General features: G+C 69.5%; 20 protein-coding genes. 10 read left to right on the top strand and 10 right to left on the bottom strand.

Features of this window, described 5'->3' with window-relative positions; all coding sequences use genetic code 11:
* Window positions 1-17: 17 nt before the first annotated feature.
* From G3T36_RS06405 to G3T36_RS06390, 4 genes are all read left to right on the top strand, one after another.
* Complete coding sequence (locus tag G3T36_RS06405) at window positions 18-365, top strand: UBP-type zinc finger domain-containing protein (protein ID WP_163288706.1); 348 nt, start codon at window positions 18-20, stop codon at window positions 363-365.
* A gap of 61 nt (window positions 366-426) precedes the next feature.
* A complete protein-coding gene (locus tag G3T36_RS06400; protein ID WP_163288705.1) occupies window positions 427-1,056 on the top strand; it encodes a hypothetical protein in 630 nt (209 codons plus the stop codon).
* Between the two features lie 136 nt (window positions 1,057-1,192).
* Complete coding sequence (locus G3T36_RS06395; protein WP_338031483.1) at window positions 1,193-1,978, top strand: YcnI family copper-binding membrane protein; 786 nt, start codon at window positions 1,193-1,195, stop codon at window positions 1,976-1,978.
* A gap of 1 nt (window position 1,979) precedes the next feature.
* Window positions 1,980-2,609, top strand: a complete 630-nt coding sequence (locus G3T36_RS06390; RefSeq protein WP_163288704.1) for a copper resistance CopC family protein — start codon at window positions 1,980-1,982, stop codon at window positions 2,607-2,609.
* A gap of 112 nt (window positions 2,610-2,721) precedes the next feature.
* Here G3T36_RS06390 and G3T36_RS06385 read toward each other — a convergent pair whose 3' ends face one another.
* A complete protein-coding gene (locus G3T36_RS06385; protein WP_163288703.1) occupies window positions 2,722-3,693 on the bottom strand; it encodes an aldo/keto reductase in 972 nt (323 codons plus the stop codon).
* A gap of 302 nt (window positions 3,694-3,995) precedes the next feature.
* Entirely contained in the window at window positions 3,996-4,709 is a 714-nt protein-coding gene (locus G3T36_RS06380) for a response regulator (RefSeq protein ID WP_163288702.1), read from the bottom strand.
* Between the two features lie 123 nt (window positions 4,710-4,832).
* Here G3T36_RS06380 and G3T36_RS06375 point away from each other — a divergent pair, with 123 nt between their 5' ends.
* Together G3T36_RS06375 and G3T36_RS06370 are read left to right on the top strand one after the other, a co-directional pair.
* On the top strand, window positions 4,833-6,020 hold the full coding sequence (locus tag G3T36_RS06375; RefSeq protein WP_163288701.1) for a MarP family serine protease: 1,188 nt from the start codon (window positions 4,833-4,835) through the stop codon (window positions 6,018-6,020).
* A gap of 148 nt (window positions 6,021-6,168) precedes the next feature.
* Window positions 6,169-7,197 carry an NADPH:quinone reductase gene (locus tag G3T36_RS06370; protein WP_163288700.1) on the top strand — a complete coding sequence of 343 codons (1,029 nt, stop codon included), beginning with the start codon at window positions 6,169-6,171 and terminating at the stop codon, window positions 7,195-7,197.
* 28 nt (window positions 7,198-7,225) lie between these two features.
* On the opposite strand, the gene G3T36_RS06365 is transcribed toward G3T36_RS06370, so the two are convergent.
* On the bottom strand, window positions 7,226-8,551 hold the full coding sequence (locus tag G3T36_RS06365) for an MFS transporter (protein ID WP_240148254.1): 1,326 nt from the start codon (window positions 8,549-8,551) through the stop codon (window positions 7,226-7,228).
* Window positions 8,552-8,639: 88 nt separating this feature from the next.
* Here G3T36_RS06365 and G3T36_RS06360 point away from each other — a divergent pair, with 88 nt between their 5' ends.
* From G3T36_RS06360 to G3T36_RS06345, 4 genes are all read left to right on the top strand, one after another.
* Window positions 8,640-9,185, top strand: a complete 546-nt coding sequence (locus G3T36_RS06360) for a TetR/AcrR family transcriptional regulator (RefSeq protein WP_163288699.1) — start codon at window positions 8,640-8,642, stop codon at window positions 9,183-9,185.
* 147 nt (window positions 9,186-9,332) lie between these two features.
* Window positions 9,333-10,067: an AzlC family ABC transporter permease gene (locus G3T36_RS06355; RefSeq protein WP_163288698.1), complete on the top strand. Its 735-nt coding sequence runs from the start codon at window positions 9,333-9,335 to the stop codon at window positions 10,065-10,067.
* The gene (locus G3T36_RS06350) at window positions 10,064-10,369 is read left to right on the top strand and encodes an AzlD domain-containing protein (protein ID WP_163288697.1); all 306 of its coding nucleotides are present in this window, start codon (window positions 10,064-10,066) and stop codon (window positions 10,367-10,369) included. Before G3T36_RS06355 ends, G3T36_RS06350 begins: the two co-directional genes overlap by 4 nt.
* Window positions 10,370-10,643: 274 nt before the next feature.
* The gene (locus G3T36_RS06345; RefSeq protein ID WP_163288696.1) at window positions 10,644-11,024 is read left to right on the top strand and encodes a hypothetical protein; all 381 of its coding nucleotides are present in this window, start codon (window positions 10,644-10,646) and stop codon (window positions 11,022-11,024) included.
* Window positions 11,025-11,068: 44 nt separating this feature from the next.
* Here G3T36_RS06345 and G3T36_RS06340 read toward each other — a convergent pair whose 3' ends face one another.
* Genes G3T36_RS06340 through G3T36_RS06310 form a run of 7 tightly spaced genes read right to left on the bottom strand, consistent with a single transcriptional unit; the run spans window position 11,069 to window position 22,721 of the window.
* The gene (locus tag G3T36_RS06340) at window positions 11,069-12,844 is read right to left on the bottom strand and encodes a DUF5605 domain-containing protein (protein ID WP_163288695.1); all 1,776 of its coding nucleotides are present in this window, start codon (window positions 12,842-12,844) and stop codon (window positions 11,069-11,071) included.
* 14 nt (window positions 12,845-12,858) lie between these two features.
* Complete coding sequence (locus G3T36_RS06335; RefSeq protein ID WP_163288694.1) at window positions 12,859-14,421, bottom strand: glycoside hydrolase family 43 protein; 1,563 nt, start codon at window positions 14,419-14,421, stop codon at window positions 12,859-12,861.
* 2 nt (window positions 14,422-14,423) lie between these two features.
* Window positions 14,424-16,919, bottom strand: coding sequence for a glycoside hydrolase family 3 C-terminal domain-containing protein (locus tag G3T36_RS06330; protein WP_163288693.1), 2,496 nt, complete (start codon window positions 16,917-16,919; stop codon window positions 14,424-14,426).
* A gap of 5 nt (window positions 16,920-16,924) precedes the next feature.
* Window positions 16,925-19,084, bottom strand: a complete 2,160-nt coding sequence (locus G3T36_RS06325; protein WP_338031482.1) for a beta-galactosidase — start codon at window positions 19,082-19,084, stop codon at window positions 16,925-16,927.
* The gene (locus tag G3T36_RS06320) at window positions 19,085-19,942 is read right to left on the bottom strand and encodes an ATP-binding cassette domain-containing protein (RefSeq protein WP_163288692.1); all 858 of its coding nucleotides are present in this window, start codon (window positions 19,940-19,942) and stop codon (window positions 19,085-19,087) included. It abuts the gene before it with no gap.
* Window positions 19,939-21,783, bottom strand: a complete 1,845-nt coding sequence (locus G3T36_RS06315) for a dipeptide/oligopeptide/nickel ABC transporter permease/ATP-binding protein (protein ID WP_163288691.1) — start codon at window positions 21,781-21,783, stop codon at window positions 19,939-19,941. Before G3T36_RS06315 ends, G3T36_RS06320 begins: the two co-directional genes overlap by 4 nt.
* Window positions 21,780-22,721 carry an ABC transporter permease gene (locus G3T36_RS06310; RefSeq protein ID WP_163288690.1) on the bottom strand — a complete coding sequence of 314 codons (942 nt, stop codon included), beginning with the start codon at window positions 22,719-22,721 and terminating at the stop codon, window positions 21,780-21,782. Before G3T36_RS06310 ends, G3T36_RS06315 begins: the two co-directional genes overlap by 4 nt.
* Window positions 22,722-22,756 lie beyond the last annotated feature (35 nt).

Genomic DNA, 22,756 nt, shown 5'->3' with positions numbered 1-22,756 from the left:
CGGTTGCACAATGGAGCATGACCGACTCGAGCGTCATCGACGTCGCCGTCCTCCCGAGTGGCACCGGCTGCGTCGAATGTCTGGCAAGCGATGGCTGGTGGTTCCACCTGCGGCGCTGCGCGACCTGCGGACACATCGGATGCTGCGACAGCTCGCCCTCGCAGCACGCGCGAGCGCACGCAGCAGCAGCAGGGCATCCGCTCATCCGCTCCTTCGAACCGGGCGAGCACTGGTACTACGACTACTCGACGGATGTGCTGCTGCGTGGTCCGGAGCTGGCGCCGCCGGTCTGTCACCCGGAAGAGCAGCCCGCGCCCGGCCCGGAAGGGCGCGTGCCAGCCGACTGGCGGGACCACCTGCACTGACCCGGGGTCGCTCGGAGTGGCCTCGATAGACTGGGGGGACGAACGCGAAGGCAGGAGCGAGATGGCGACGCGGTGGGCGAGGGTCGTGCGCGGCCTCCTCGCGGCGACCTTTGCGACCTTCGTTGCAGCGCTCTTCCACGTCGCCGGCGGCGGTGCGACCCCGAGCGCACTCGCTCTCACACTGAGCCTGACCTTCTCCGGGCTGGCGGCGCTCGCGCTGACCGGCCGGCGCGCATCCCTCTGGCGGCTCACGGCATCCGTCGTCGTCAGCCAGACCGTGTTCCACGCGCTGTTCAGCCTCGGATCCGGCACGACCCGGTTCGTGGCTGCGGATGGGATGGCCCACATCCACGCGGGATCGCACCTCATCGCGATGGCCGGCCGGCACATGCAGGACAGCGGCGTCATCCCGGACAGCCCCGCGATGTGGCTGAGTCACGCCTCCGCTGCTCTCGTGACCATCGTCGCCCTGCGCTTCGGCGAGCAAGCGTTCTGGGGGCTCTTCGAGACGGCACGCATCCGGCTCGGCCGTGTCGTCCGGCGGGCGGTCGTCCAGGTCGTTGCGGTCGCCGCACCGGCCGCCGTCCACGGTGACTCGGACGCGCCCGTGCTGCGCGACCTCGGCATTCTCATCGGCCGGATGCGTCACCGCGGTCCACCTGCATCCCAGCTGCGCGCTCGCCTCAGCTGACGCGCGCGGCACTCGCAGTTTTCGCGTCTTCCGCGATCCGAACCCGTGCCTGCTCCGAATGACGTGCAGGCACACGATCGCGACGACACCCATGCAACCCGGCCACCTCGCGGCCGAGATGAGGACCAACATCATTGTGAAGAAACGCTTCACCGCACGACGTCTCGCCCTGGCCGCCACGGCTGCCACGGCGACCGCTGTGCTCGTCGTGGCGGCGCCGCTCGCGGCGAGCGCCCACGTGCACGTCGACCCCGACCGGGCCACGCCCGGCAGCTACACCGCGCTCACGTTCACCGTTCCGACCGAGTCGGCGACCGCCGGAACGGTCAGACTCGAAGTCGACCTGCCGACGAAGACACCGTTCGGCTCCGTCGCGTACCAGCCCATGCCGGGATGGAAGACGATCGTCGTGACCTCGAAACTGGCGACGCCTGTGAAGACGGACGACGGTACGGTCACCGAGGCGCCGACCCGAATCACCTGGACCGCCGATCCGGGCGTCCAGGTCGGACCGGGGGCGTTCGAGACCTTCGTCGTCCAGGTCGGTCCCGTTCCGGACACGGGGAGCATCGTCCTGCCGGTCACGCAGACGTACTCGGACGGAACCGTCGTCCAGTGGAATCAGCCCACCCCTGCATCCGGACAGGAGCCAGAGCATCCGGCGCCCACCCTGTACGTGAACACGGCATCCCCGGCCGACCCGACGGCCGTGAGTTCGCTGGTGACGAGTACGCCGACCACAGCTCCCGCCACCGCGTCGGGCACGAGTCAGGCGGAGACGGTCGCCATCGGTCTCGGGATCGCCGGCCTCGCGCTCGGAGCGATCGCGCTCGTCGTCGCGGTGATCGCGATGACGAGGCGTGGGCGGCCCGTTGCTGGTGGCGGCTCGCCGTCCGGCGACGGAGCGGGAAAGGGAGTCTGACATGACCAGGTCTGCATCGGGCCGGGGAACGGTCGCCGGCGGTCTGCTTGCTGCGCTCGTCGCGGGCCTGCTCGCGTTGGCGCCGGCGACCACGGCGAGCGCCCACGACTACCTCGTGGACAGCACGCCGAAAGCCGGTTCGGTTCAGACCCAGCCCCTGGACTCGGTGACGCTGACGTTCAACGACATCATCCTCGACCTCAAGGGGAACGGCAGCGGCGCGCTGATGCAGGTCACCGGCCCGGATGCACGGCACTACGAAACCGGATGCGCGACGGTGCTCGATCGCGTGCTCTCCGTTCCTGTGTCTCTTGGCGCAGGCGGAAAATACCTGGTCACGTGGCAGATCGTCTCTGCCGACGGGCACACCGTGTCCAGCTCGATCGAGTTCACGTACCGGCCGCCCGCCGGTACCGTCGCCTCGGCTGGCAACGCCGTCGGGCCTCCGTGCGGGCAGCTGGAGACCGCTGCGCCCGGTGCGAGCACCGGCAGTGGGACGGGGGGCGGCTCGACCGCTCAGACCAGCGACCTGGGCATCGTGCTCGGCATCGCCATCGGGATCGTCGTGCTGGCCCTCGCCGGCGTGCTCATCGTCGTGCTCACCGCCCGGCGGCGTCCCCGCGGCGAGTAGCTTCGGGCCGCGCCCTGGCGCCGAGAGTCACCGCTCGCGCCGAGAGTCGCCGTTCCAACGGCGATTCTCGGCGACAGCGGGTCATCTCGGCGGCAGGTGTGGCGCCGACCGCTCAGAAGCCGACAACGGGATGCGGCACGTAGGGCGATTCGAGCTCGGCGCGCTCGTCTGCGGTGAGTTCGATGTCGAGCGAGGCCACCGCATCCTCGAGATGTTTCCCCGTGCGCGCACCCACGATCGGCGCGGTCACCACCGGGTTCGAGGACACCCACGCGAGCGCGACCTGGGCGCGCGGGACGCCGCGGGCTTCGGCGACGCGGGCCACGGCATCCGCCACCGCCCTGTCCGCCTGCTGGACGTACAGGGTCTTGCCGAACTCGTCGGTCTGCGACCGCTCGGTGATCGCATCCCAGTCGCGGGTGAGCTTGCCGCGAGCGAGCGGGCTCCACGGCAGCGTTCCGACGCCGAGGTCGGCGCACAGCGGCAGCATCTCGCGCTCCTCCTCCCGGTTGAGGAGGTTGTAGTGGTCCTGCATGGTGACGAAGCGCGTCCAGCCGTGCTCCCGCTGCAGGTACACGGCCTTGCTGAACTGCCACGCATACATCGAGGATGCGCCGATGTAGCGCGCCTTGCCCGCCTTGACCACGTCGTGGAGCGCCTCGAGCGTCTCCTCGATCGGGGTGTGCGGGTCCCAGCGGTGGATCTGGTACAGGTCGACGTAGTCCGTGCCCAGCCGACGCAGGCTGTGGTCGATCTCGGTGAGGATCGCCTTGCGCGAAAGACCGCGGCCGTTCGGGCCCGGGCGCATCACGCCGTGCACCTTGGTCGCGATGACGACGGCGTCGCGATCGGCGAAATCGCGCAACGCGCGACCGACGATCTCCTCGCTCGAACCATCGGAGTACACGTTCGCCGTGTCGAAGAAGGTGATCCCGGCTTCGAGCGCCTGCTTGATGATGGGGCGGCTCTCCTCCTCGGGCAGCGACCACGGATGATTGCCGCGGTCGGGCTCCCCGAAGGTCATGCAGCCGAGGGCGAGAGCGGAGACGTCGAGGCCGGTGGTTCCTAGTTTCGTGTAGCGCATGGTCCCAGTATCCGTCGTCCGGCATCCGTCGTCGGGCATCCGCTCTGCACGTAGACTGCCGCGGCCCCTGTACCCCCTGCAGCGGCCGCGGCAGTCAGACGTTGCGGGGAGCCTCCGCGCAGCCGGCATCGCCGGCGACGGCCCCCGCAGACTCGCCGAACATCGCGACTCTATCGAGGCGGTTCGGACCTGCGGAATGTCCCGTTGGTCACATTCGCGGCCGCCCCTTCATCGAGCACAGGGAAACTGGTCGAAAGCGCGCCTTGGAACGGGCGAGTGGCCGGGGGCGCGGGGATGCTCGATCAGAGGTCGTCGCGGGCGAAGATGCCGAGCAGGAAGGCTTTGCGGACGGCCTCCATCCGCGATCGGGCACCCAGCTTGGCGTAGATGCTGCTCGTGTGCCGCTTGACCGTTCCTTCGGCGATGCTCATGGCATCCGCGATGTCCCGGTTCGAGCGTGCCTGGGCGAGCAGGTGAAGCACCTCCTGTTCACGCGGCGACAGGATCGACGCACGCTGGCGCGCCGGGCGAGCGCTCGCCTCGGGCACAGCGCGCACGCCGCGCGCGACCGCGCCGGCGAACAACATGGTCTGCACGAGCCCGGCGGTCGGCGTCGCCTTCGTGAGGTACGCGAAAGCGCCCGCGGCGAGAAGCTCATCCTTCAGCAGGGTGTCGCGGTGCATCGTGAGGATGACGATCCGCGTCCGCGGGGACGAACGATGGATGCGCGCCACCGTCGCGCGCGCCGAACCGCCCGGCAACTCCACATCGAGCAGCAGCACATCCGGGTCGAGGGCAGCGGTGAGGGACACGGCATCGGGCGAACTGCTGCCCTGCCCGACCACGGCCATCCGTGGGTCGTGCCGCAGGATCGCGGCGACGCCTTCACGGAAAAGGTCGTGATCGTCGACGATCACGACCGAGACAGGTCCGGTGGGATCCGACTCGGGCGGGACCTGGCGCGCACCACGCACAGCCCCGATGACGGCATCCGCCGCCGGGTCGTCGTTCGCCATGATCCCCCTGCCCCCTGCACTCTAGACCACACTGTCTACCTGACGCCAAACCGGCCCGCATTCATCCGCGTCCCTCCCGCGCGCCCGCAGCGTCCGCCCAGAATCGTGCGCCAGTGTGAACACGTGGAAATCGTGGTTGACGCCGTGCTCATCGTGCTCGCCGTCGTCGCGTTCGCCGTCGGATGGCAGAACGGGGCCATCCGCCAGGCCGGTTCCCTCGTCGGCCTGATCGTGGGGCTCTGGCTCGGTCTCGCCCTTGCGCCGATCGTCGTCGGCTGGCTCGCCGGGATCGGCTGGAGCGGACTCAGCCAGCGCACGATCGTGGCCGCCATCGTGATCCTGGTGTGCGCATCCGTCGCCTACGGTCTCGCGACAGCGCTGGCCGGGATGCTCGGCAGACTGGTGCGCCACGGACCGATCCGCTGGCTGGACTCGCTCGGCGGGTCGATCCTCGGACTACTGACCTGGGCGGTGCTCGTCTGGCTGTTCGCCGGATTCGCACAGGCGACCAATCTTGCCGCGGTCGTGCAGGCCGCTTCGACATCGCGCGTCGTGGCGACCCTCGACGCGGTCGCACCCATGCCGTCGTCCACGGTGCTCGGTGCGGTCGACGATGCGCTTTCGCAGGCCGGGCTTCCGCAGGTTTTCGAGGGCGGCGAATCGATCCGCGCCATCGCTCCGCCCGACGCGAACGTGCCCGCCGCCGTCAACAGCGCCTCGGCGTCCGTCGTGAAGATCCTCGCGGCGAAACCCGGCTGCGGCGTGGACTCCGAAGGAAGCGGCTGGGTCGAAGCGCCCGGCCGGGTCGTCACGAACGCGCACGTGGTCGCCGGGTCGAGCGTGGTCTTCGTCAAGGATGGCAACGGCGGCCGGGCGCTCCGGGCGACCCTCGTCGCGTTCGACCCGGAACGCGACCTCGCCGTACTGCGGGTGAACGGGCTGACGGAGGCGCCGCTGCCGCTCGGCCGGGACCTCGGCTCGGGCGCCCCCGCCTACGCTGCGGGCTACCCGGGCGACGGGCCGTACACGGTGAGCCCGGAACGCGTGCGCGAGAAGCTGATCGCGCGCGGCGGCGACATCTACCAGCAGACGACGGTCGACCGCGAGATCTACTCGCTGCGCGGTTCGGTACGACCCGGCAACTCGGGCGGTCCGCTGTTCGATGCGTCGGGCAAAGTGGCGGGCGTGGTGTTCGCCCGCTCGACCACCGACCCGGAGACGGGGTACGCGCTGACGCTCGCAGAGCTGCGGCCGGTGCTGGCGAAGGTCGGCTCGGCGCCGGTCGGTTCGGGCGGATGCGCGACCGAGTGAGCGCGTGCGGCGGCGTTGCGCGCCCTCGCTCGGCGCGAGCGCACTCGTTCGGCGCGAGCGCACTCGTACGTACGCGTGCCGAGGGGTGTAACGAGTGCGGCGGGACGCAACGGGTGCGGCGGCGGGCGCGCTGTGATTGGCTGAGAGCATGAAGGCCGTCAGCTACCGCACCACTGGTCCATCGTCCGTTCTCGAGTTCGGCGATCGCCCCGAACCGCATCCCGGGCCGGGCGAGGTGCGGGTGCGCATCCAAGTCTCGGGTGTGAACCCGACCGACTGGAAGGCGCGCTCGGGAGGTCGGCGGCCGACCGGGCTCGCTGCTGCGCAGGTGCCGAACCAGGACGGCGCCGGCGTCGTCGACGAGGTCGGCGCAGGCGTCACGGAGTTCGCGGTCGGCGACCGCGTCTGGGTGTGGGATGCCGCCTTCCAGCGACCCGACGGAACCGCGCAGGAGCTTGTGGTGTTACCTGTGCGACAGGTGGTGGCCCTGCCCGATGGAGTGAGCTTCGACGTGGGCGCATCGCTCGGGATCCCGGCACTGACCGCGCACCGGGCGCTCACAGCGTCTGACCGGGCCCCGCGCGAACTCGCGCCCGGCACGCTCACCGGGCTGATCGTGCTGGTCGCCGGTGGCGCTGGCGCGGTCGGGCATGCGGCGATCCAGCTCGCCGTCTGGGCCGGCGCGACCGTGATCACCACCGTGAGCAGCCCGTCGAAAGCAGAGCTCGCGCGAGCGGCGGGGGCGCACCACATCGTCGACTACCGTGCGGAGGATGCGGTGGCCGCGATCCAGGGTCTGGCCCCGGCCGGTGTCGACATCGTCGTCGAGGTCAACCCGGCCGCCAACCTGGGGCTCGACGCCGAGGTTGCCGCGCTCGACGCGACCGTCTCGATCTACGCGGACAACGGCGAGCCGGTCGTGGTGCCGGTGCGGCCGAGCATGACCAAGAACATCCGGTACCAGTTCATGCTGACGTACACGGTTCCGGTCGACGAAAAGGATGCGGCCGTGCGGTCCGTTGCGGCGGCGGTCGCGGATGGGGCTCTGCCCGTCGGCGCCGAAGCGGGCCTGCCGATCACGCGGTTCGCGCTCGCGCAGACCGCCGCCGCGCATGACGCGGTCGAGGACGGGGCCGTGGGCAAGGTGCTGATCGACGTCGCAGGGTCGGCGAGCTAGCCCTGGCCGCGTGCTACTCGGCCACGTGCTACTCGGCCGCGGCCACCGCAGGCACGGCACCCGTCGCGCGGGCGGAGCGCGTTACGTGCGCACGCCTCAGCTGCACCATAAGGCCGACCGCCGTGGCGACAGCAGCGGCGATCCCGTAGCCGATCACCGCATCCAGCAGCCCGACCACGCCGATGAGCTCACCCACGATCAGTGCGGGGATCCCGTAGGCGAGGTAGTTCACCAGGTACACCGCCGCGAACAGTTCGGCACGCTGGTGCACGGGTGCAAGGGGGGCGAGGATGCGCAGCGCGCCCGAGAACGCAGCCCCGAATCCGGCACCGCCGAGCACGCCGCCGACGAACAGCAGCGGGAGAAGGCCGAATGCGACAGCCGAGAGGGTGACGACGATCCCGGCCACAACCGACGCCGCACCCCAGATGACTGACGTTCGTGCAGGCACTCGGCTGAGGACGAACCCGGCGACGGCACCGGCCGCCGGCGTCAGGGCGACGATCGCCCCGTTCACCAGGCCGCTGTCGATGTGGAACACGCCGCGGATGATCGACGGTGCGAGTCCGAGGAACAGGCCGGCGAGCATCCAGGTTCCGACCAGCACCGGGACGATGGCCGCGAACTCGCCACGCGCGTGCGGTGGCACGGACAGGCGTGGGATGAGCGAGCGTACTGCTCCTGCGCGCCGCGACACCGTCTCGGATGACAGAGCGATCACCACGATCCCGAGTGCGAACACCACGGCGAGGAAACTGAACACGATCACGGTGGGGATGGTGGTGAACTGGACTGCGGCGCCCGTGATCAGCGCGCCGAGAGCGAGTCCGCCGACCGGAGCGGTGCCGCCGATGACGGCACCCAGCTTCTTGTGCCGCTCCGGGGCGAGCTCCACGATGGCGGCTGTGAACGTCCCTGTCGCAGCTCCCGTCGCAACACCCTGGATCGCGCGGGCGACGATGATCCAGCCGATGTCCTGCGCGAACAGGAAGATGAGCATCGAGACGATTTCGAGCGCAAGCGCGCCGATCAGCACCGGGCGGCGACCGATGTGGTCGGACAGCGAACCGGCGATGAGCAGCGTCACGAGCAGGGTGATGGCGTAGATCGCGAAGGCGATGGTGAGCACCCAGGCGGGGAAGCCCCACTCCTGCTGGTAGAGCACGAACAGGGGGCTCGGCGCGCCGGCGGCGAACGTGACCCCGACGAAAGCGAGGGCAGCGCCGACGAAGGCGGCGACCGGTGAAAGCCCGCGGCGGGTGGATGCGGTCACGGCGGCCTTCGCGCGCTCCATGGCCTCGTGGCAGTTCGCGCCGATCGCTCCGGTCGTCCCGGTCTCGTTCACTGCGGACATGTGACTCCTTAACGCAAATTCCATTGCTTTACGGCACGCTATCGCGATCGCACTATAAAAGCAACCAGATTTGCGTTAAGCTACTTGTATGGATACGAAGACCTTGCCGTCGAAGAGGACGGGCGGTCGCAGCGCCGCGGTCATGCACTCGGTGCGCACAGCCGTCGAAGAACTCGTGAAAGAGCGGGGCCGCGAACGCGTGACCGTGCCGATGATCGCGGAACGCGCCGGCGTGAATCCCACGAGCATCTACCGCCGGTGGGGCGACCTGCCCACCCTGATCAACGACATCGCGACGTACCGCCTGGACCCCGAGCGTCCGCTTCCGGAGAGCGGCGACCTGCGACGAGACCTCACGGAGTGGGCGCGCGAGATCGTCGAGCACTACCGCAAGCCGGTGAACGCAGCACTCCTGCGCGGGGGCGCCGCGAACGCGGGCGCTAACGAATCCGATTGCCTGCGCAATCGACGCGCGGAGGCGACGATGTTCCTCGACCGGTACCCGGGCTCGGCCGTGAGCTCAGACGAGATCATCGACGTCGTCGTCGCTCCGATCATCTATCGCGTGATCTTCCAGCCGTGGACGCTGGACGACCAGACTGCAGACACTGTTGTGGGGCGCCTGTTCGACTGAGCGTGGTTCCGGCGATTCGGCGACTCGGCCGCTCGGCGCCCTAGCTTCGTCCCAGCGCACTCGTTCTACATAGTGCGCTGGGACGGAAGTAGTGCGGATCCGCCGCGAGGAGCCGGGCCACCGCCGGGCAGACTATCCTCGGCTGTTATGAGCCGAACGCCAGCCCAGTCTGCCGCGCTGCGTTCGGGGATCGCTGTCGGCGTGGCCACCGCGGCCTACGGCATCTCGTTCGGTGCGCTCGCGACGGCATCCGGGCTCGACGTCTGGCAGGCGTGCGTGCTCAGCCTGGTGATGTTCAGCGGCGGCTCGCAGTTCGCCCTGATCGGCGTGCTCGCCTCCGGGGGAACAGCAGCCGCAGGCTCCGCCATCGCCGGCGCCGCCCTCCTCGGGTCGCGGAACACCTTCTACGCGTTGAGGCTGTCGCGCATCATCGGGCCGGGCCTCCTCAAGCGGGCCGCCGCAGCGCCGCTCACGATCGACGAGTCGACCGCGGTCGCGACCGCCCAGACCGAACCCGCAGCACAGCGCCTGGGCTTCTGGGTGACCGGCATCACCGTCTACGTCGGCTGGAACCTGATGACCCTCGCCGGTGCACTCCTCGGCAACCTGATCGGCGACGTCCGTGCGTACGGTCTGGATGCTGCTGCCGCGGCCGCATTCCTCGGCCTGCTCTGGCCGCGGCTCAAGGCCCGCCAGACGCAGGCGGTCGCCGTCGCAGCAGGCTTCGTAGCGACCATCCTCACACCGTTCCTCACGCCAGGCCTTCCGGTGCTGGCGGCTGCCGTCGTCGCGATCGTCGTCGGTGTGCTCAACCTGTTCGGCACGCGCGGCGGGCCGCCCAGCCCTGAAGCCATCCCGATGGAACGCGAGGTGGAGCCGTGACCACCTGGAACATCATCCTGCTCGCGTCGATCGCCGTGCTCGGGCTCAAGGTGCTCGGCTGGCTGGTGCCGCCGAAAACGCTCGACCATCCTACGGTCGCCCGTGTCAGCGACCTGCTGACCGCGGCGTTGCTCGCCGCGCTGATCTGCGTGCAGACGTTCGGCGCAGGCCAGGGACTGCAACTCGACGCACGGCTTCCGGCCGTCGCCACCGCGGCCGGACTGTACGCGTTGCGGGTGCCGTTCATCGTCGTCGTGCCGGCCGCCGCCGTCGTGGCCGCCCTCATCCGCCTCTTCGCGTAAGCGCTGAGCGCCGCCGCGCCTTTCCCGCCACGCCCCCTCCGCAGTGCCCGTGATCGCGAGCACAGGGTTGTTCCCGAAAAGAGCAACCCATAACGGGAAGAACCGTGTGCTCGGCGGCAGCGAGCGGCAGCGAGCGGCAGCGAGCGGCAGCGAGCCGCAGCGAGCGGCAGCGCGACGCGCGACGCGCGACGAGCGACGAGCGCAGCGAGTGTCGGCCGCGGCTCATACACTCGGAGCGCAGCGGGCCGGGCTGCGGACAGCTGGAGGGAGAGACGTGTCCGCATGGCACCCGGTCGCGAATGCGCACGCGTCGGAGTGGACGCTGCGGCAGGGCGAGCAGGGCCAGCCGTACGCGGTGGTGCGGCGGTTCGTGTTCGGCGACCCGAACCATCCGGAGGTCTGGTTTCGCGCCGTGACCTGGGCGCCCACATCCGACGGCCGTGAACTGATCGGATGGTGCCGCACCCTCGAAGCTGCGGCCTCGGCCGGGTGGGATCACCGCTGCGCCTACGAATCGTGGCGCCACCACATGGCGTCGAAGCGAACGGATGCCGCGACCATGTCGCGCTTGCGCCCGCCAGCCGCCGAGCTGGTCCGCTTCTATCGCGCAGCCCTCCGGCGCCCGTCCGCCGGGCCCCCGCTGCAGCCGCACTAACTCCGTCCCAGCGCACTAAGTAGACCTAGTGCGGCGGGACGGAATTAGTGCCCTGAGTCACCGAGCGGCACTGCAGTGAGCCGCACGGCCATGTACTGGCGCGCGGGCAGCGGCACGCGGAACGCCCCCTCGAACACCCCGTCGAGCCGGGTGACGGTCATGTTCCACGTGTCGATCACGTCGACGTGATACTGGCGGCCGCGCGGTGCCGTGACCATGCGGAAACTCGGCCGGTTGAAGCCGAAATACGCGATGAGGTAGTCGCCGGCGACGCCGCCCCAGGGAACATCCCAGTCGCTCGGCAACGGGTCGAGCACGCCGGTCGGCGACTCTGCGACGATGTCGGCGAGGAACCGGATGCGCTCCGGCGACTCCCCGACGAGCTCGCCGCCTTTCGACCACCACAGCTCCTCGCGGTCGTTGAGGTAGGTCTCGCCGTGTCCGACGTAGCCGCCGCGCACCGCGCCCTCCCAGAACCGGCGTGTCAGCTCTTCGCCGGTGATGTTGCCCCAGCCCTGGTCGATGTCGCCTTCGTAGGCGCACTCGTCGATGACGACCGGCTTAGCCCATTGCTCGCGCCACGCATCCGTGTTCTCGGCGGTGCGGTACGCGTCGATGCGCTGGATGCTCGCGTGGGTGATCCACGGCCGGCTGTAGTCGTAGAACCCGAAGCAGTTGTGGATGGACAGCAGGTGTCTCGCCGGGTCTTCGGCGACGATCACGGAGGCGAGCCGCTCCCAGTCGTCGAGGTTCTTCGACCAGAGCAGGTCGTATTCGTTCGCGAGCGACCACCAGACGGAACGGTAGGCTCCGAGCCTCCGGACGACGTAGCGCACGTAGCGGTCGTCGGCGGCACGGCCGAGTTCGGAGAACCCCCACCGGTCGTACGCATGGAACAGGATGAGGTCGGCTTCGATCCCGAGTTGCTGCAGTTGCTGGATGCGCCGCTCGAGCACGTCGAAGTAGGCCGGGTCGAACCGCGTGCTGTCGAAGGTGCCGTCGTCGCGGCGCACGAACGGGTACAGTTCGGGGTCGTTCGAGTTGTACAGGTACGATTTGGGGAAGACGCACATGCGGAGCTTGTTGAACGGTGAGGTCGCGAGCGTGTCGAGCGTCGACTCCTGCAACGGCTCCGGCTGGTGGGTCCAGGCGTACGCGGTGGTGCCGATGGGGAGGTACCGCGTGCCGTCGGCGTACGCGAAGTGGAAGGTGTCGGCGACGCGCACCGGGCCGGCGTTGCCCGCATCCGGCGCTGTGACCGCAAAGGTCCCGCTGAGCCCGTCGAGGGAACGGGCGGTCGACGACGTCGTGAACGTCCAGTCCCCGTCGGCCTCGGGCATGAACCGCACCCGGTACCGGCCGTCGCCGTCGTAGAAGCCCCCGACACGAACGGCTGCGGAGCCAGACGACGTGAACGTCGCCGTCAGCTCCACGTCGACGAACGGATTCCCGTGCTCCGGCCCGTCGATCTCGAGTTCGAACACGCCCCACCGTTCGACGACGGGCGGATGCGTGCTCCGCGCCGACCCGAGCGCAACGGTGTCGGGCTCGTAGTCGGTTCGGGGTTCGATCGCCGGCTCTTCGCTGCGCACCGCCACGGAATCCGCGTCGATCCCGGCCAGCTCCTCCCAGAGCGTCTCGAGTTCGGCAGGCTCGACGCGCTCGAGCCCGGCCGTGGTGATCCGGCCGATCGAAAGGTAGCGCAGCTGGGTGATGAGCGGCGAGTCGAGCACGCCGGGGAGGGCGCGCTGGACCGCCCCGCGCGCACGGGGGTTGTCGAGAAGGTCCAGCAGCAGCGATTCTTCGGTGAAACCCGCCATCGATCGCGCCTCCCCTAGTCTTCGGAGCCGCGGTAGCGCAGGCCCGCGAAGGCGACGCGTCCGCTGGTCGCGTACAGTCCGACGACACGGCCGGTGAAGGATGCGGCCGTCTCGGCGGAAAGGTAGCGTCCGTCGACGTCGGCGAGGGTCAGCGTCTTGCCGCCCGCCGTCGCCTGGAGCAGCACCCGGTCGCTCGTCATCATGCCCGGCCCGAATCCGCCGCTGGGGCTCGGGGGTACGGCGTCGATGGTCAGCTCGACGGGGCCCGCCGGCAGCATCACGGACCATTCCTGCACCAGGCTCGCCAGCCGTGCCCGCGCGACGACGACGGTCATCTCGGGGCCGGTGGTCGCCTCGAGCTCGTAGTGGTGGTCTTCGTCGTACCGGCTGGCGATGCCGCCGGAACCCTGCGTCGCGTCGAGGGTGGTCGAGAAGCGCGCCGTCTGGTTGAGCTGGCGGCGGCCGATGAACTTCGGGCGCGGATCGTCGAGCGTCGAGCCGTCCCCCGTGATGACGAGGCGACCGTCGACGTCGAACTTCGCGACGTTCGCGGGCTCCTGCCGGATGGCCAGCCAGCCGTCGTCGAGGCTCCGGCCTTCGACGTCGTGGAAGGTGATGTCGTATTCGGTGACACCCGGCCGCGGTCGCAGCTCGACGGGCTGGGCGACCGGCCAGTCGTCGACCCAGTCGATGCGGGTGACGAAGGTCTCACGCCCGAGTGCCGAGAACGCCTGCGTCATGCCGCGGGGGCGCATCCCGAGCAGCACGATCGACGTGCCGCCGTCCGGGGTCTCGACGAGGTCGCCGTGGCCGGTGTTCTGGATCGGCCGCGAGGTGCTGCGGGCGCTGAGGAACGGGTTGGCCTCATACCCTTCGAACGGCCCGTACGGCGACGACCCGCGAGCGATGCTGACGCCGTGCCCACGCTCGGTGCCGCCTTCCGCGATCATCAGGTACCAGTAGGCGCCGCGGCGGTAGAGGTGCGGCGCTTCGGGGAACTTGAGCCCGGTACCCGACCAGAGCGAGCGCGGCTCTTCGAGGGCGCGGCCGGCGTCGAGGTCGACCCGCACCTGCTGCACGCCGTGGTGGGCCCCCGCATCCGGACCCGTCGTCGACAGCCCGGAGAATGTCACCAGCGCCGTGCCGTCGTCGTCCCAGGCCAGGTCGGGGTCGATTCCGCCGATGCCCTCGATGATCGTTCCGTCGCTCCACGGTCCGGCAGGGTCGGTCGCCGTGAAGACGATGCAGCCGCGGCCCATCGCGATCGTGACGATCACGTAGAAGACGCCGTCGCGGTAGCGGATCGTCGGCGCCCAGACGCCGCCACCGGTCGTCACGTCTTCGACGCCCAGCTGCTCCATGCGGGTGGCCACGTTGCCGATCTGTGTCCATTCGACGAAGTCGGTGCTGTGGTAGACGGGGATGCCGGGCAGGTATTCGAACGTCGACGTGACGATGTAGAAGTCGTCGCCGACGCGAACCACGCTCGGATCGGGATTGAAGCCGGGGATGAGCGGGTTCGGGTAGTCGACGCGGGTACCGTTCGTCGCTGTCGCGGTCACTGTCGCGGTCGTCATGGTCAGGCCTCCAGTTTCACAGTGGTGTCCAGCGGCAGCTCTGCCACTGAGGTCCCGACGCGCAGGGTAAACGCGCCCGGCTCGTACGTCCAGCCCTCGCCGGTGTTCTCGTCCCAGTGCGCGAACGCGCGCACAGGGATCCGGATGCTCACGGATGCGGTCGATGCGGCATCCACCTGCACCGGCGCGAAGCCGACGAGCCAGCGCACGGGTCGCTCGATCGACGAGTCGGGACGCTCCGCATACACCTGGACGACCTGCTTGCCGGCCCGCGCGCCGCGGTTGGCGACGTCGACGGTGACGGTGAAGTCCGTGCCGGATGCGGCTACCGCGGCCGGGGCCGAGATCGTCGTCGGCACGATGTTCGTGTAGCCGAGTCCGTGACCGAAGGGGTAGGCCGGCGTTCGCTCTGCTCTCAGCCACGCCCGGTACCCGATGTGGATGCCTTCGTCGTAGACGAGCACGCCGTCCGTCGGCGTCGTCTGGATCACCGGCACGTCGGCGAGCTCGGCCGGCCAGGTCGTCGGGAGGCGGCCGCCGGGTTCGACGTCGCCGAGCAGGATGTCGGCGATCGCGTTGCCGAACTCCTGCCCGCCGAAGTAGCCGACCAGCACGGCCGCGACCTGGTCACGCCACGGCAGCAGCACGGGCGCTCCGGCGTTGACGACGACCACGGTGCGGGGGTTGACGGCGGCCACGGCACGCACGAGGTCGTCCTGCCTGCCCGGGAGCGTGAGCGAATCACGGTCGTAGCCTTCCGACTCGACGCGCGAGTTGGTGCCGACGACGACGAGTGCCACGTCGGCGTTGCGCGCGGCGTCTACCGCTTCGTCGATCAGTGTCTGCGGGTCGGCGTCGCCGGGCTCGAGGCCGAAGGTGAAGGCCATCGCGTTGGCGAGCGGGCCGACCCGGTCGAGAAGGTCGTATTCGACCCGGATGCGCACCGCTTCACCGGCGCGGACCTCGACGGGCGCTGACGCGGAAGGCGGGGCGAGCAGGGCGGCGCCCAGGTCCGTCCCCTCGGGGACGATGGTCGCGTCGAGCGTGAGCACGTCGTCGACCCAGATGCGCGCGGTCCCGGACGCCGCGAAGCCGAGCCGGATCACGCCGGTCGCGTCGGGCTGATACAGCGTCTCGAGGTTGAGGGTGGTGGACTCGCCGATCGGCGCATCCCCTCCGAACCAGACCAGCGAGGTCGCGCGGCGGTCCTCGGCGAACAGGTCGGTGCCGTCCGCATCCCGGAAGCTCACCCGGATGCCCGGCTCGCCCGTCAACGGGTTGGTGAGCTGGGCGAGCGGGAACGGGGCGATGCCCTCCTGCACGACGGCGCCGATGGAATAGGAGACGGATGCGTCGGGCAGCGCATCGCGGATCCCTTCGAGCGGCGAGACCACGTGCTCGGGGAGCACGGTGGCGCTACCTCCGCCCTGGCTGCGGGCCAGGTCGGCGTTGTGTCCGATGACGGCGACCGATTCGAGCGAGGTTCGTCGCCACGGCAGCTCGGAGCGGTTCGTCAGCAGCACCGTACCGGCCGCTGCGGCTTCGCGCACGAAGGCGATGCCGTCCTCGAGCTCGGTCGGCTCGGCGGCGACGGGTTCGAACCCCTCGAGCGCTCCGACGCGTGCCGCGAGCTGCAGGATGCGGAGCACCTTGCGGTCGATGTCGGCCTCGTCGACACGGCCGTCGCGGACCGCGGCGACGAGTGCCTCGCCCCACGGGCCGTCCGGGCCGGGCATGACGAGATCCTGGGATGCGGTGGCGCTGTCGAGGCTGCGAACCGCCGTCCAGTCGCTGATCACGACGCCGTCGAAGCCCCATTCGCTGTTCAGCGGCGTCTCGAGCAGGTCGTTCTCGGTGGCGGTCACGCCGTTGATCGAGTTGTACGCGCTCATCACCAGCCACGCGCCGGCGTCGACGATCGCCTTCTCGAACGCGAGCAGGTACAGCTCGCGCAGCGGCCGCTCGGCCACCCGTACGTCGACGGTGAAGCGGTCGGTCTCCGAGTCGTTGGCGATGTAGTGCTTCGGGGTGGCACCGACGCCGTTCACCTGGACACCCTCGACGTAGGCCGCGGCGAGTTCCGCCGTGAGCACGGGGTCTTCGCTGAACGCTTCGAAGTGACGGCCGCCGAGCGGGGAGCGGTGCAGGTTGATGGTCGGGCCGAGGACCACATCCACCCCCTTGCGCCGCGCCTCGACGGCGGCGACCGCGCCGTACCGGTGGGCGAGCGCCGGATCCCAGGCGGAGGCGAGCGCGGTCGCCGACGGAAGGTTGAGCGACGGATCGCGCTCATCCCACACTTCGCCGCGCACACCCGACGGACCGTCGGAGACCAGGATGCGCCGCAGCCCGATCCTCTCGATCGGCCAGGTGTTCCAGAAGTCGCGCCCGGTCAGCAGCTGCACCTTCTCTTCGAGGGTGAGTTCGTCGAGCAGGGTGCGGAGGCGCTCGTCCGTCGTCGTGCTGGTCGTGCTGGTCGTGCTGGACGTGGTGCTCACGGTAGTTACCGTCTCTCTGTTTCTTGTCGGTCGAACGCGGAGGCGACGATGCGCACATCCCACGGCCCGAGCTCGATGGTCTCGCCGACCCCGTAGGAGTGGTCGTCGAGTAGGTCTGTGACCGCGAATGGCACGTCGACCATCGCCGGTGTCCACGACCAGTTGTGCAGGTAGTGGATACGGTCCCCGTCCGGCGCCGTCGAGCTGGTCGCCGTCACGGTCTCGGGCAGGTCGCCCCACGCGCCGAGCGGTTCGGGTACCAGCCATTCGGCCAGCGAACGCGCAAGGGACTGACCGGGGACCGTGCCGACGACCGTCACCCGTCCTGAGCCGAAGGCGTTCGTGGTGACGGCGGGCCAGCGCCCGAAATGCGGGTGCCGGTAGTGGGCGAGGGCGGTGGCGCCATCGAGGGTGAGACCGTCGATCCAGTCGATGGCCACCGCATCCGCTGCCACGGCGAAGCCGTCCGCGCCGTCCGCTCCGCCCGCGCCCTCTGTACCCTCGACGGGAACCGGATTCTCGAGGTTCGCGAACTCGTCGTACGTCACGCCGGCCGCCCCGGTCAGCCTCGACGGCTTCACGTCGATGCGGGCGCGACCCTCGCGGTCGGCGTAGGCGGTGCGCGGCCCGAGCACGAGGTGGCCGCCGGCCGCGGCGTACGCGGTCAGCCAGTCGAGGTCGTCGTCGGCGGCGGTGAAGAAGGCGGCCACGATGAGCACCGGATGCGTGGCCGCGAACTCCTCGGGGCTCGTCTCGCCCCCGCGGGAGGCGAACAGCTGCTGCGGCCGCACCAGCCGGGTCTGGAGTCCGGCGTCGAACGCGCCGCGGTAGAACGCCGAGACGATGCGCCGGTAGGAGTCGGGGTCCAGGTACTGGCCAGGGGCCGAGAACGGGGCTTGCGACGAGAGCGCGAACGTGCTGTCCGAGTCGTAGAGCACCGCGACGTCCGCATCCGGGACCGAACGCGCGACGCGCTCCCCCGCCCGAGCGAACTCGGCGCCGAGCCGGGCGAGCTCCGCGTAGGTGCGGCCGGGAACCTGGCTGTGCGGCAGCACGCCGCCCCAGTAGGTCTCGGTTCCGAAGTGCAGGGTGTGCCAGTGCCAGTACTCGACCATGCGGGCGCCGCGGGCGACGAGCGCCCAGGCGGCCTGGCGCCACTGCCCGTCGTAGGGCGAGAAGTTGAGGGAGGAATGCCCGATCGACGAGGCGTTCGTCTCGGTGATCAGGAACGGCGCCTGCTTCGACGAGAACATCAGGTCGGCGAGCTGGTAGAGCGCCCACGTGCCTTTCACGATCCAGCCGGTCGACCGTTCGTCCGTGCTGGGGTGGGCGAGCGCATCCTGCATCTCGTAGTAGGCGTTGCCCGACGCGATGTCGAGCTGCGCCGAGAGGTCCACATCCTCGACGCCGACCTGGTCGTATGAGATGCACGTGGTGACGAACTGGCCGTCGTGCGCGAATTCACGCACGATGCCGGCCTGCCAGCCGATGAACTCGGTCACGAGTCGCGCCTGGAAGCGCCGCCACGCAAGGTCGTACTGGGGCTGGAAGTTGCCGTCGGGCCGCCACAGGTCGGCCCAGGTCGACAGCCGGTGCGACCAGTAGACGAGGCCCCACTCGCGGTTCAGTGTCTCGACGTCGCCGTAGGTGTGCCGCAGCTCGTCGACGAACCGCTGGAAGATCCCCTCGTTGAACAGCAGCCGCAACCCGGGCTCGTTGTCGACCTGGTAGCCGATGATCGCCGGATGGTCGCGGAAGCGGCCGACGACCGCGCGGATGATGCGCTCGGCGTAGAAGAGGTACGCCGGGTTGGTGAAATCCATCTCCTGCCGGCTCCCCCACGGGATCGGGACCCCGGTCGCACTGTCGCCAGCGACCTCGGGGTGGAGGCGTTTCATCCACATCGGGATCGCGTACGTCGGCGTGCCGAGGATGACACCGATGCCGCGGGCGTGCGCCGCATCCAGTACCGGCTCCAGCCAGTCCAGGTCGAACGCGCCCGGCTCCGGCTCCCAGGTCGACCAGACCGACTCGCCCACCCGGATCACCGTGAATCCGGCCGCGGCCATCAGCTCGAAATCCTCCTCGAGCCGAGGCCCCGGCTGGTACTCGTGGTAGTAGGCCGCCCCGAACCTGATGCCGGGGCCGGCCGCTTCGTTGCTCACCTAGACGCCCGCCTGCAGGTTCTGCTCGGCGTGCGCCGCGAGCAGGCGCTCGCGGTCGGCACGCCGCTGCTCCTGGCGGTCCGGGTCGGGCACCGGAGCCGCCAGGAACAGACGCTGGGTGTACGGATGCTCGGGGTGGGCGGTGACCTGGTCGCCGGAGCCCCACTCCACGATCTCACCGTGGTACATGACCGCGACCCGGTGGCTGAGGTGGCGCACCACGGCCAGGTCGTGGGAGACGAACAAGTAGGCGACGCCGGTGCGGTCCTGGATGTCCTTGAACAGGTCGAGCACGCGCGCCTGCGTCGACAGGTCAAGTGCCGACACCGGCTCGTCGCACACGATCAGCCGCGGTTCGAGCGCGAGGGCGCGGGCGATGGCGATGCGCTGACGCTGGCCGCCGGAGAACTCGCGGGGCAGACGGCCCGCGGCACTGGCCGGCAGGCCGACCTGGTCGAGCAGGTCGCGCACGCGCTTCGAGGCCTCCTTGGCCGGGACTTTGCGCACGGTGAGCGGCTCGACGAGGATCTGCTCGATCGTCAGCGACGGGTTCAGCGAGGTGTACGGATCCTGGAACACGACCTGGATCTCGCTCGACAGCGCCCGGCGGTCCTTGCGGCCCAGCCTGCTGATGTCCCTGCCCTTGTACCGGATGGCGCCGCCGGTGACCGGGGCCAGCCCCAGCACCGCGCGCCCCAGCGTCGTCTTGCCCGAGCCGGATTCGCCGACCAGGCCGACGGTCTCGCCCGGCCGGATGTCGAGGGAGACACCCTTCAGGGCACGGAACGGCTCCTTGCGGAAGCCCTTCACCGGATAGTCGACGACGACCTCGTCGGCGTCGAGGAGCAGCTCGCTCATGACCGTTCTCCTTCGATGGTCGCGCTGGTCGTACTGATCGCGCTGGATGTGACGAGCTCGCCGCGGGCTTCGCCCTCTTCGAGGATGTCGGCGAACAACGACTTGGTGTACTCGTGCTCGGGGTTCGCGAAGATCGCGCGCACCGGACCGGACTCGACGATGCGCCCGTTGCGCATCACCGACACCCGGTCGCACAGGTCGGCGACGACGCCGAAGTTGTGCGTGACGAGCACGACGCCCATGTTCAGTTCGGCCTGAAGGTTGCGCAGCAGGTCGAGGATGTCGGCCTGGACGGTCACGTCCAGGGCCGTCGTCGGCTCGTCGGCGATCAGCAGGTCGGGGTTGCACGAGATGGCCCCGGCGATGAGCACACGCTGTGCCATGCCGCCGGACACCTCGTGGGGGTAGGCCGCGTAGGTGCGCTCCGGGTTCGGGATGCCGACCTTTGCCAGCAGCTCGAGCGCGCGTGCCTTCGCCTGCTTCTTCGAGATCCCCAGGCAGACCCTCATCGGTTCGACCAGCTGGCTGCCGATCGTGAACGACGCATCGAGGTTCGACATCGGCTCCTGCGGGATGTAGGCGATGGTGCGACCGCGGAGGCGAGTCATCTCCTTGTCCGATGCGTGCGCGAGGTCCTTGCCCTCGAACGTGATCGAGCCGCCGGTGACGCGCCCGCCTTCGGGCAGGAGCCGCAGGACCGACCACGCGGTCTGCGTCTTGCCCGAACCGGACTCGCCGATCAGGCCGTGGACTTCGCCGCGACGGACCTCGAGCGAGACGTCGTTGACGACGTGCTTGATGGTCCCGTCGGGCTGGTCGTAGCCGACCGAGAGGTGTTCGATCGCGAGGAGCACCTCGCCGACACCGTCGAGGGTGCGGGCGTCGTCCGGGTGACGCACGACCGCTTCGTGCACGATGCCGGTGTCGGTCTTCGCCTTGCCCTTGCGCTTCTTCGTGGTGGCGCTGCGCTCGAGCTCGTCGCGCATCGCGTTCGCGAGAAGTGTCAGCGCGATACAGGTCAGCGCGATCGCGAGGCTCGGCCACAGCATGAGCAGCGGATCCTTGTAGATGTTCGCGAAGCCGTCGTTCAGCATCGAGCCCCAGGTGGGGATGTTCATGTCGCCGAGACCCAGGAACTCCAGTCCGGCTTCGACCGCGATCGCGATCCCCGTGATCATCGCGGCCTGGATGATGACAGGCGCGCGCACCACGGTCAGGATGTGGCGGCCGATGATGCTGCCGTCGCCCAGTCCCGAGACGCGTGCGGCGTCGACGTACAGCTCGTTGCGCACCGCGGTCACCGAGGCATACACCAGCCGGAAGAACGCGGGCGACAGGATGATGCCGAAGATGATCATCGACGCCCAGAGCGACGGCCCGATGACGGCGCGCGCCGCCAGCAGCACGACGATGGCCGGGAGCGCCATCAGCAGGCTGGCCAGCCAGGACGACACGGCGTCGAACCACTTGCCGTAGTACCCGGCGAAGAGTCCGCCCGTGACGCCGATGATGGCGGCCACGATGAGGGAGACGAGTGCGCCGGCGAGGCTGTAACGGTTTGCCCAGAGGAGCCGGCTCAGCACATCCCGGCCCGCACTGTCTGCGCCGAGAGGGTGCTTGGCGCTCGCAGGGGCGAGCACATCGTTGAGGGATGCGGCATTCGGGTCGTGCGGCGCCAGCCACGGAGCGAAGATGGCGCTGAGCACGAGGAGCGCGAGGAAGATCATCGCGATCAGGCCGATCGGATTCTTCAGAAGCCGGCGGAACAGGGATACACGAGCACCGCTCTCCTCGACCGCGACGGTCAGGGACGGGTCCGGCATGGGGGCTGATTGGGTCATGAGAGACGCACCTTCGGGTTGAGCCAGCCCTGGAGCAGGTCGATGAGGAGATTGACGACCACGACGATGATCGCTGTGATGACGACGAGTCCCATGACGAGCGGGATGTCGCCTTGCGTGGTGGCGCTGACCGAGACCTGGCCGAGACCGGGGATCGCGAAGATCTGCTCCACGATCACGGCGCCACCGAGGAGGCCGATGAACTGTACGGCCAGGATGGCGAGGGCAGGTCCTCCTGCGTTCCGGAGGACGTGCTTGTAGATGACGCGGCTGGATGAGAGGCCGCGGCTGCGGAGGGTCCTGACGTAGTCCTGGCGGAGCGCGTCGATCACCGAACCGCGGATCTGCTGGGTCACGCCGGCGATGCTGCCGATCGCCAGGGCGATGATCGGGAGGGTGACCGACGAGAGCCAGCCCGACGGTGAATCAGTGAACGGGATGTAGCCGGTCGGCTTGAACCAGTGCAGGTTGATCGCGAAGATGAGCACGAGCCCCAGGGCGATGAGGAAGCCGGGGATCGCGAAACCGAGCACCGAGAGCACCTGGACGCTGCGGTCGACGCCGCCGCGGCGGACCGCAGCCCACACTCCGAGGATCACTGCGACGATCGCACTGAGCACGGTGGCGCCGATGACGATGGAGAGGGTGACAGCGGCACGGGAGCTGATGGCGTCGGCGACCGGCTGCCCGGTGAACCACGAGGCACCGAAGTCGCCGTGGAGCGCGTTGCCGAGCCAGTCGATGTACTGGACGATGAGGGGGCGGTCGAGGCCGAGGCTCGCGGCTTTCGCCTGCACGTTCGCCTGGGTGGCAGACGTCCCGAGGATGCGGCGGGCGATGTTGCCGCCGCCGAGGTAGAGCAGCACGTACGCGATCGTCGTGATGACGAAGAGCAGCACGATGCCGGAGAACAGGCGTCGGAGGATGAATCTCAACATTGAAGTTCCTCTGCTGGCTTAGGAGTGTGGGGACC

The organism is Leifsonia tongyongensis (genome assembly GCF_010686705.1).
In the GTDB taxonomy this organism is placed as follows: domain Bacteria; phylum Actinomycetota; class Actinomycetes; order Actinomycetales; family Microbacteriaceae; genus Diaminobutyricibacter; species Diaminobutyricibacter tongyongensis.
The sequence above is the reverse complement of the archived record's forward strand: the minus strand, read 5'-3'. Positions and strand labels throughout refer to the sequence as shown.

Excerpts from the sequence above, each read along its gene's own strand:
- G3T36_RS06405 (WP_163288706.1), top strand. The coding sequence starts at position 18 with ATGACCGACTCGAGCGTCATCGACGTCGCCGTCCTCCCGAGTGGCACC.
- G3T36_RS06400 (WP_163288705.1), top strand. The coding sequence starts at position 427 with ATGGCGACGCGGTGGGCGAGGGTCGTGCGCGGCCTCCTCGCGGCGACC.
- G3T36_RS06390 (WP_163288704.1), top strand. The coding sequence starts at position 1,980 with ATGACCAGGTCTGCATCGGGCCGGGGAACGGTCGCCGGCGGTCTGCTT.
- G3T36_RS06385 (WP_163288703.1), bottom strand. The coding sequence starts at position 3,693 with ATGCGCTACACGAAACTAGGAACCACCGGCCTCGACGTCTCCGCTCTC.
- G3T36_RS06380 (WP_163288702.1), bottom strand. The coding sequence starts at position 4,709 with ATGGCGAACGACGACCCGGCGGCGGATGCCGTCATCGGGGCTGTGCGT.
- G3T36_RS06370 (WP_163288700.1), top strand. The coding sequence starts at position 6,169 with ATGAAGGCCGTCAGCTACCGCACCACTGGTCCATCGTCCGTTCTCGAG.
- G3T36_RS06365 (WP_240148254.1), bottom strand. The coding sequence starts at position 8,551 with ATGTCCGCAGTGAACGAGACCGGGACGACCGGAGCGATCGGCGCGAAC.
- G3T36_RS06360 (WP_163288699.1), top strand. The coding sequence starts at position 8,640 with ATGGATACGAAGACCTTGCCGTCGAAGAGGACGGGCGGTCGCAGCGCC.
- G3T36_RS06355 (WP_163288698.1), top strand. The coding sequence starts at position 9,333 with ATGAGCCGAACGCCAGCCCAGTCTGCCGCGCTGCGTTCGGGGATCGCT.
- G3T36_RS06340 (WP_163288695.1), bottom strand. The coding sequence starts at position 12,844 with ATGGCGGGTTTCACCGAAGAATCGCTGCTGCTGGACCTTCTCGACAAC.
- G3T36_RS06335 (WP_163288694.1), bottom strand. The coding sequence starts at position 14,421 with ATGACGACCGCGACAGTGACCGCGACAGCGACGAACGGTACCCGCGTC.
- G3T36_RS06320 (WP_163288692.1), bottom strand. The coding sequence starts at position 19,942 with ATGAGCGAGCTGCTCCTCGACGCCGACGAGGTCGTCGTCGACTATCCG.
- G3T36_RS06315 (WP_163288691.1), bottom strand. The coding sequence starts at position 21,783 with ATGACCCAATCAGCCCCCATGCCGGACCCGTCCCTGACCGTCGCGGTC.
- G3T36_RS06310 (WP_163288690.1), bottom strand. The coding sequence starts at position 22,721 with ATGTTGAGATTCATCCTCCGACGCCTGTTCTCCGGCATCGTGCTGCTC.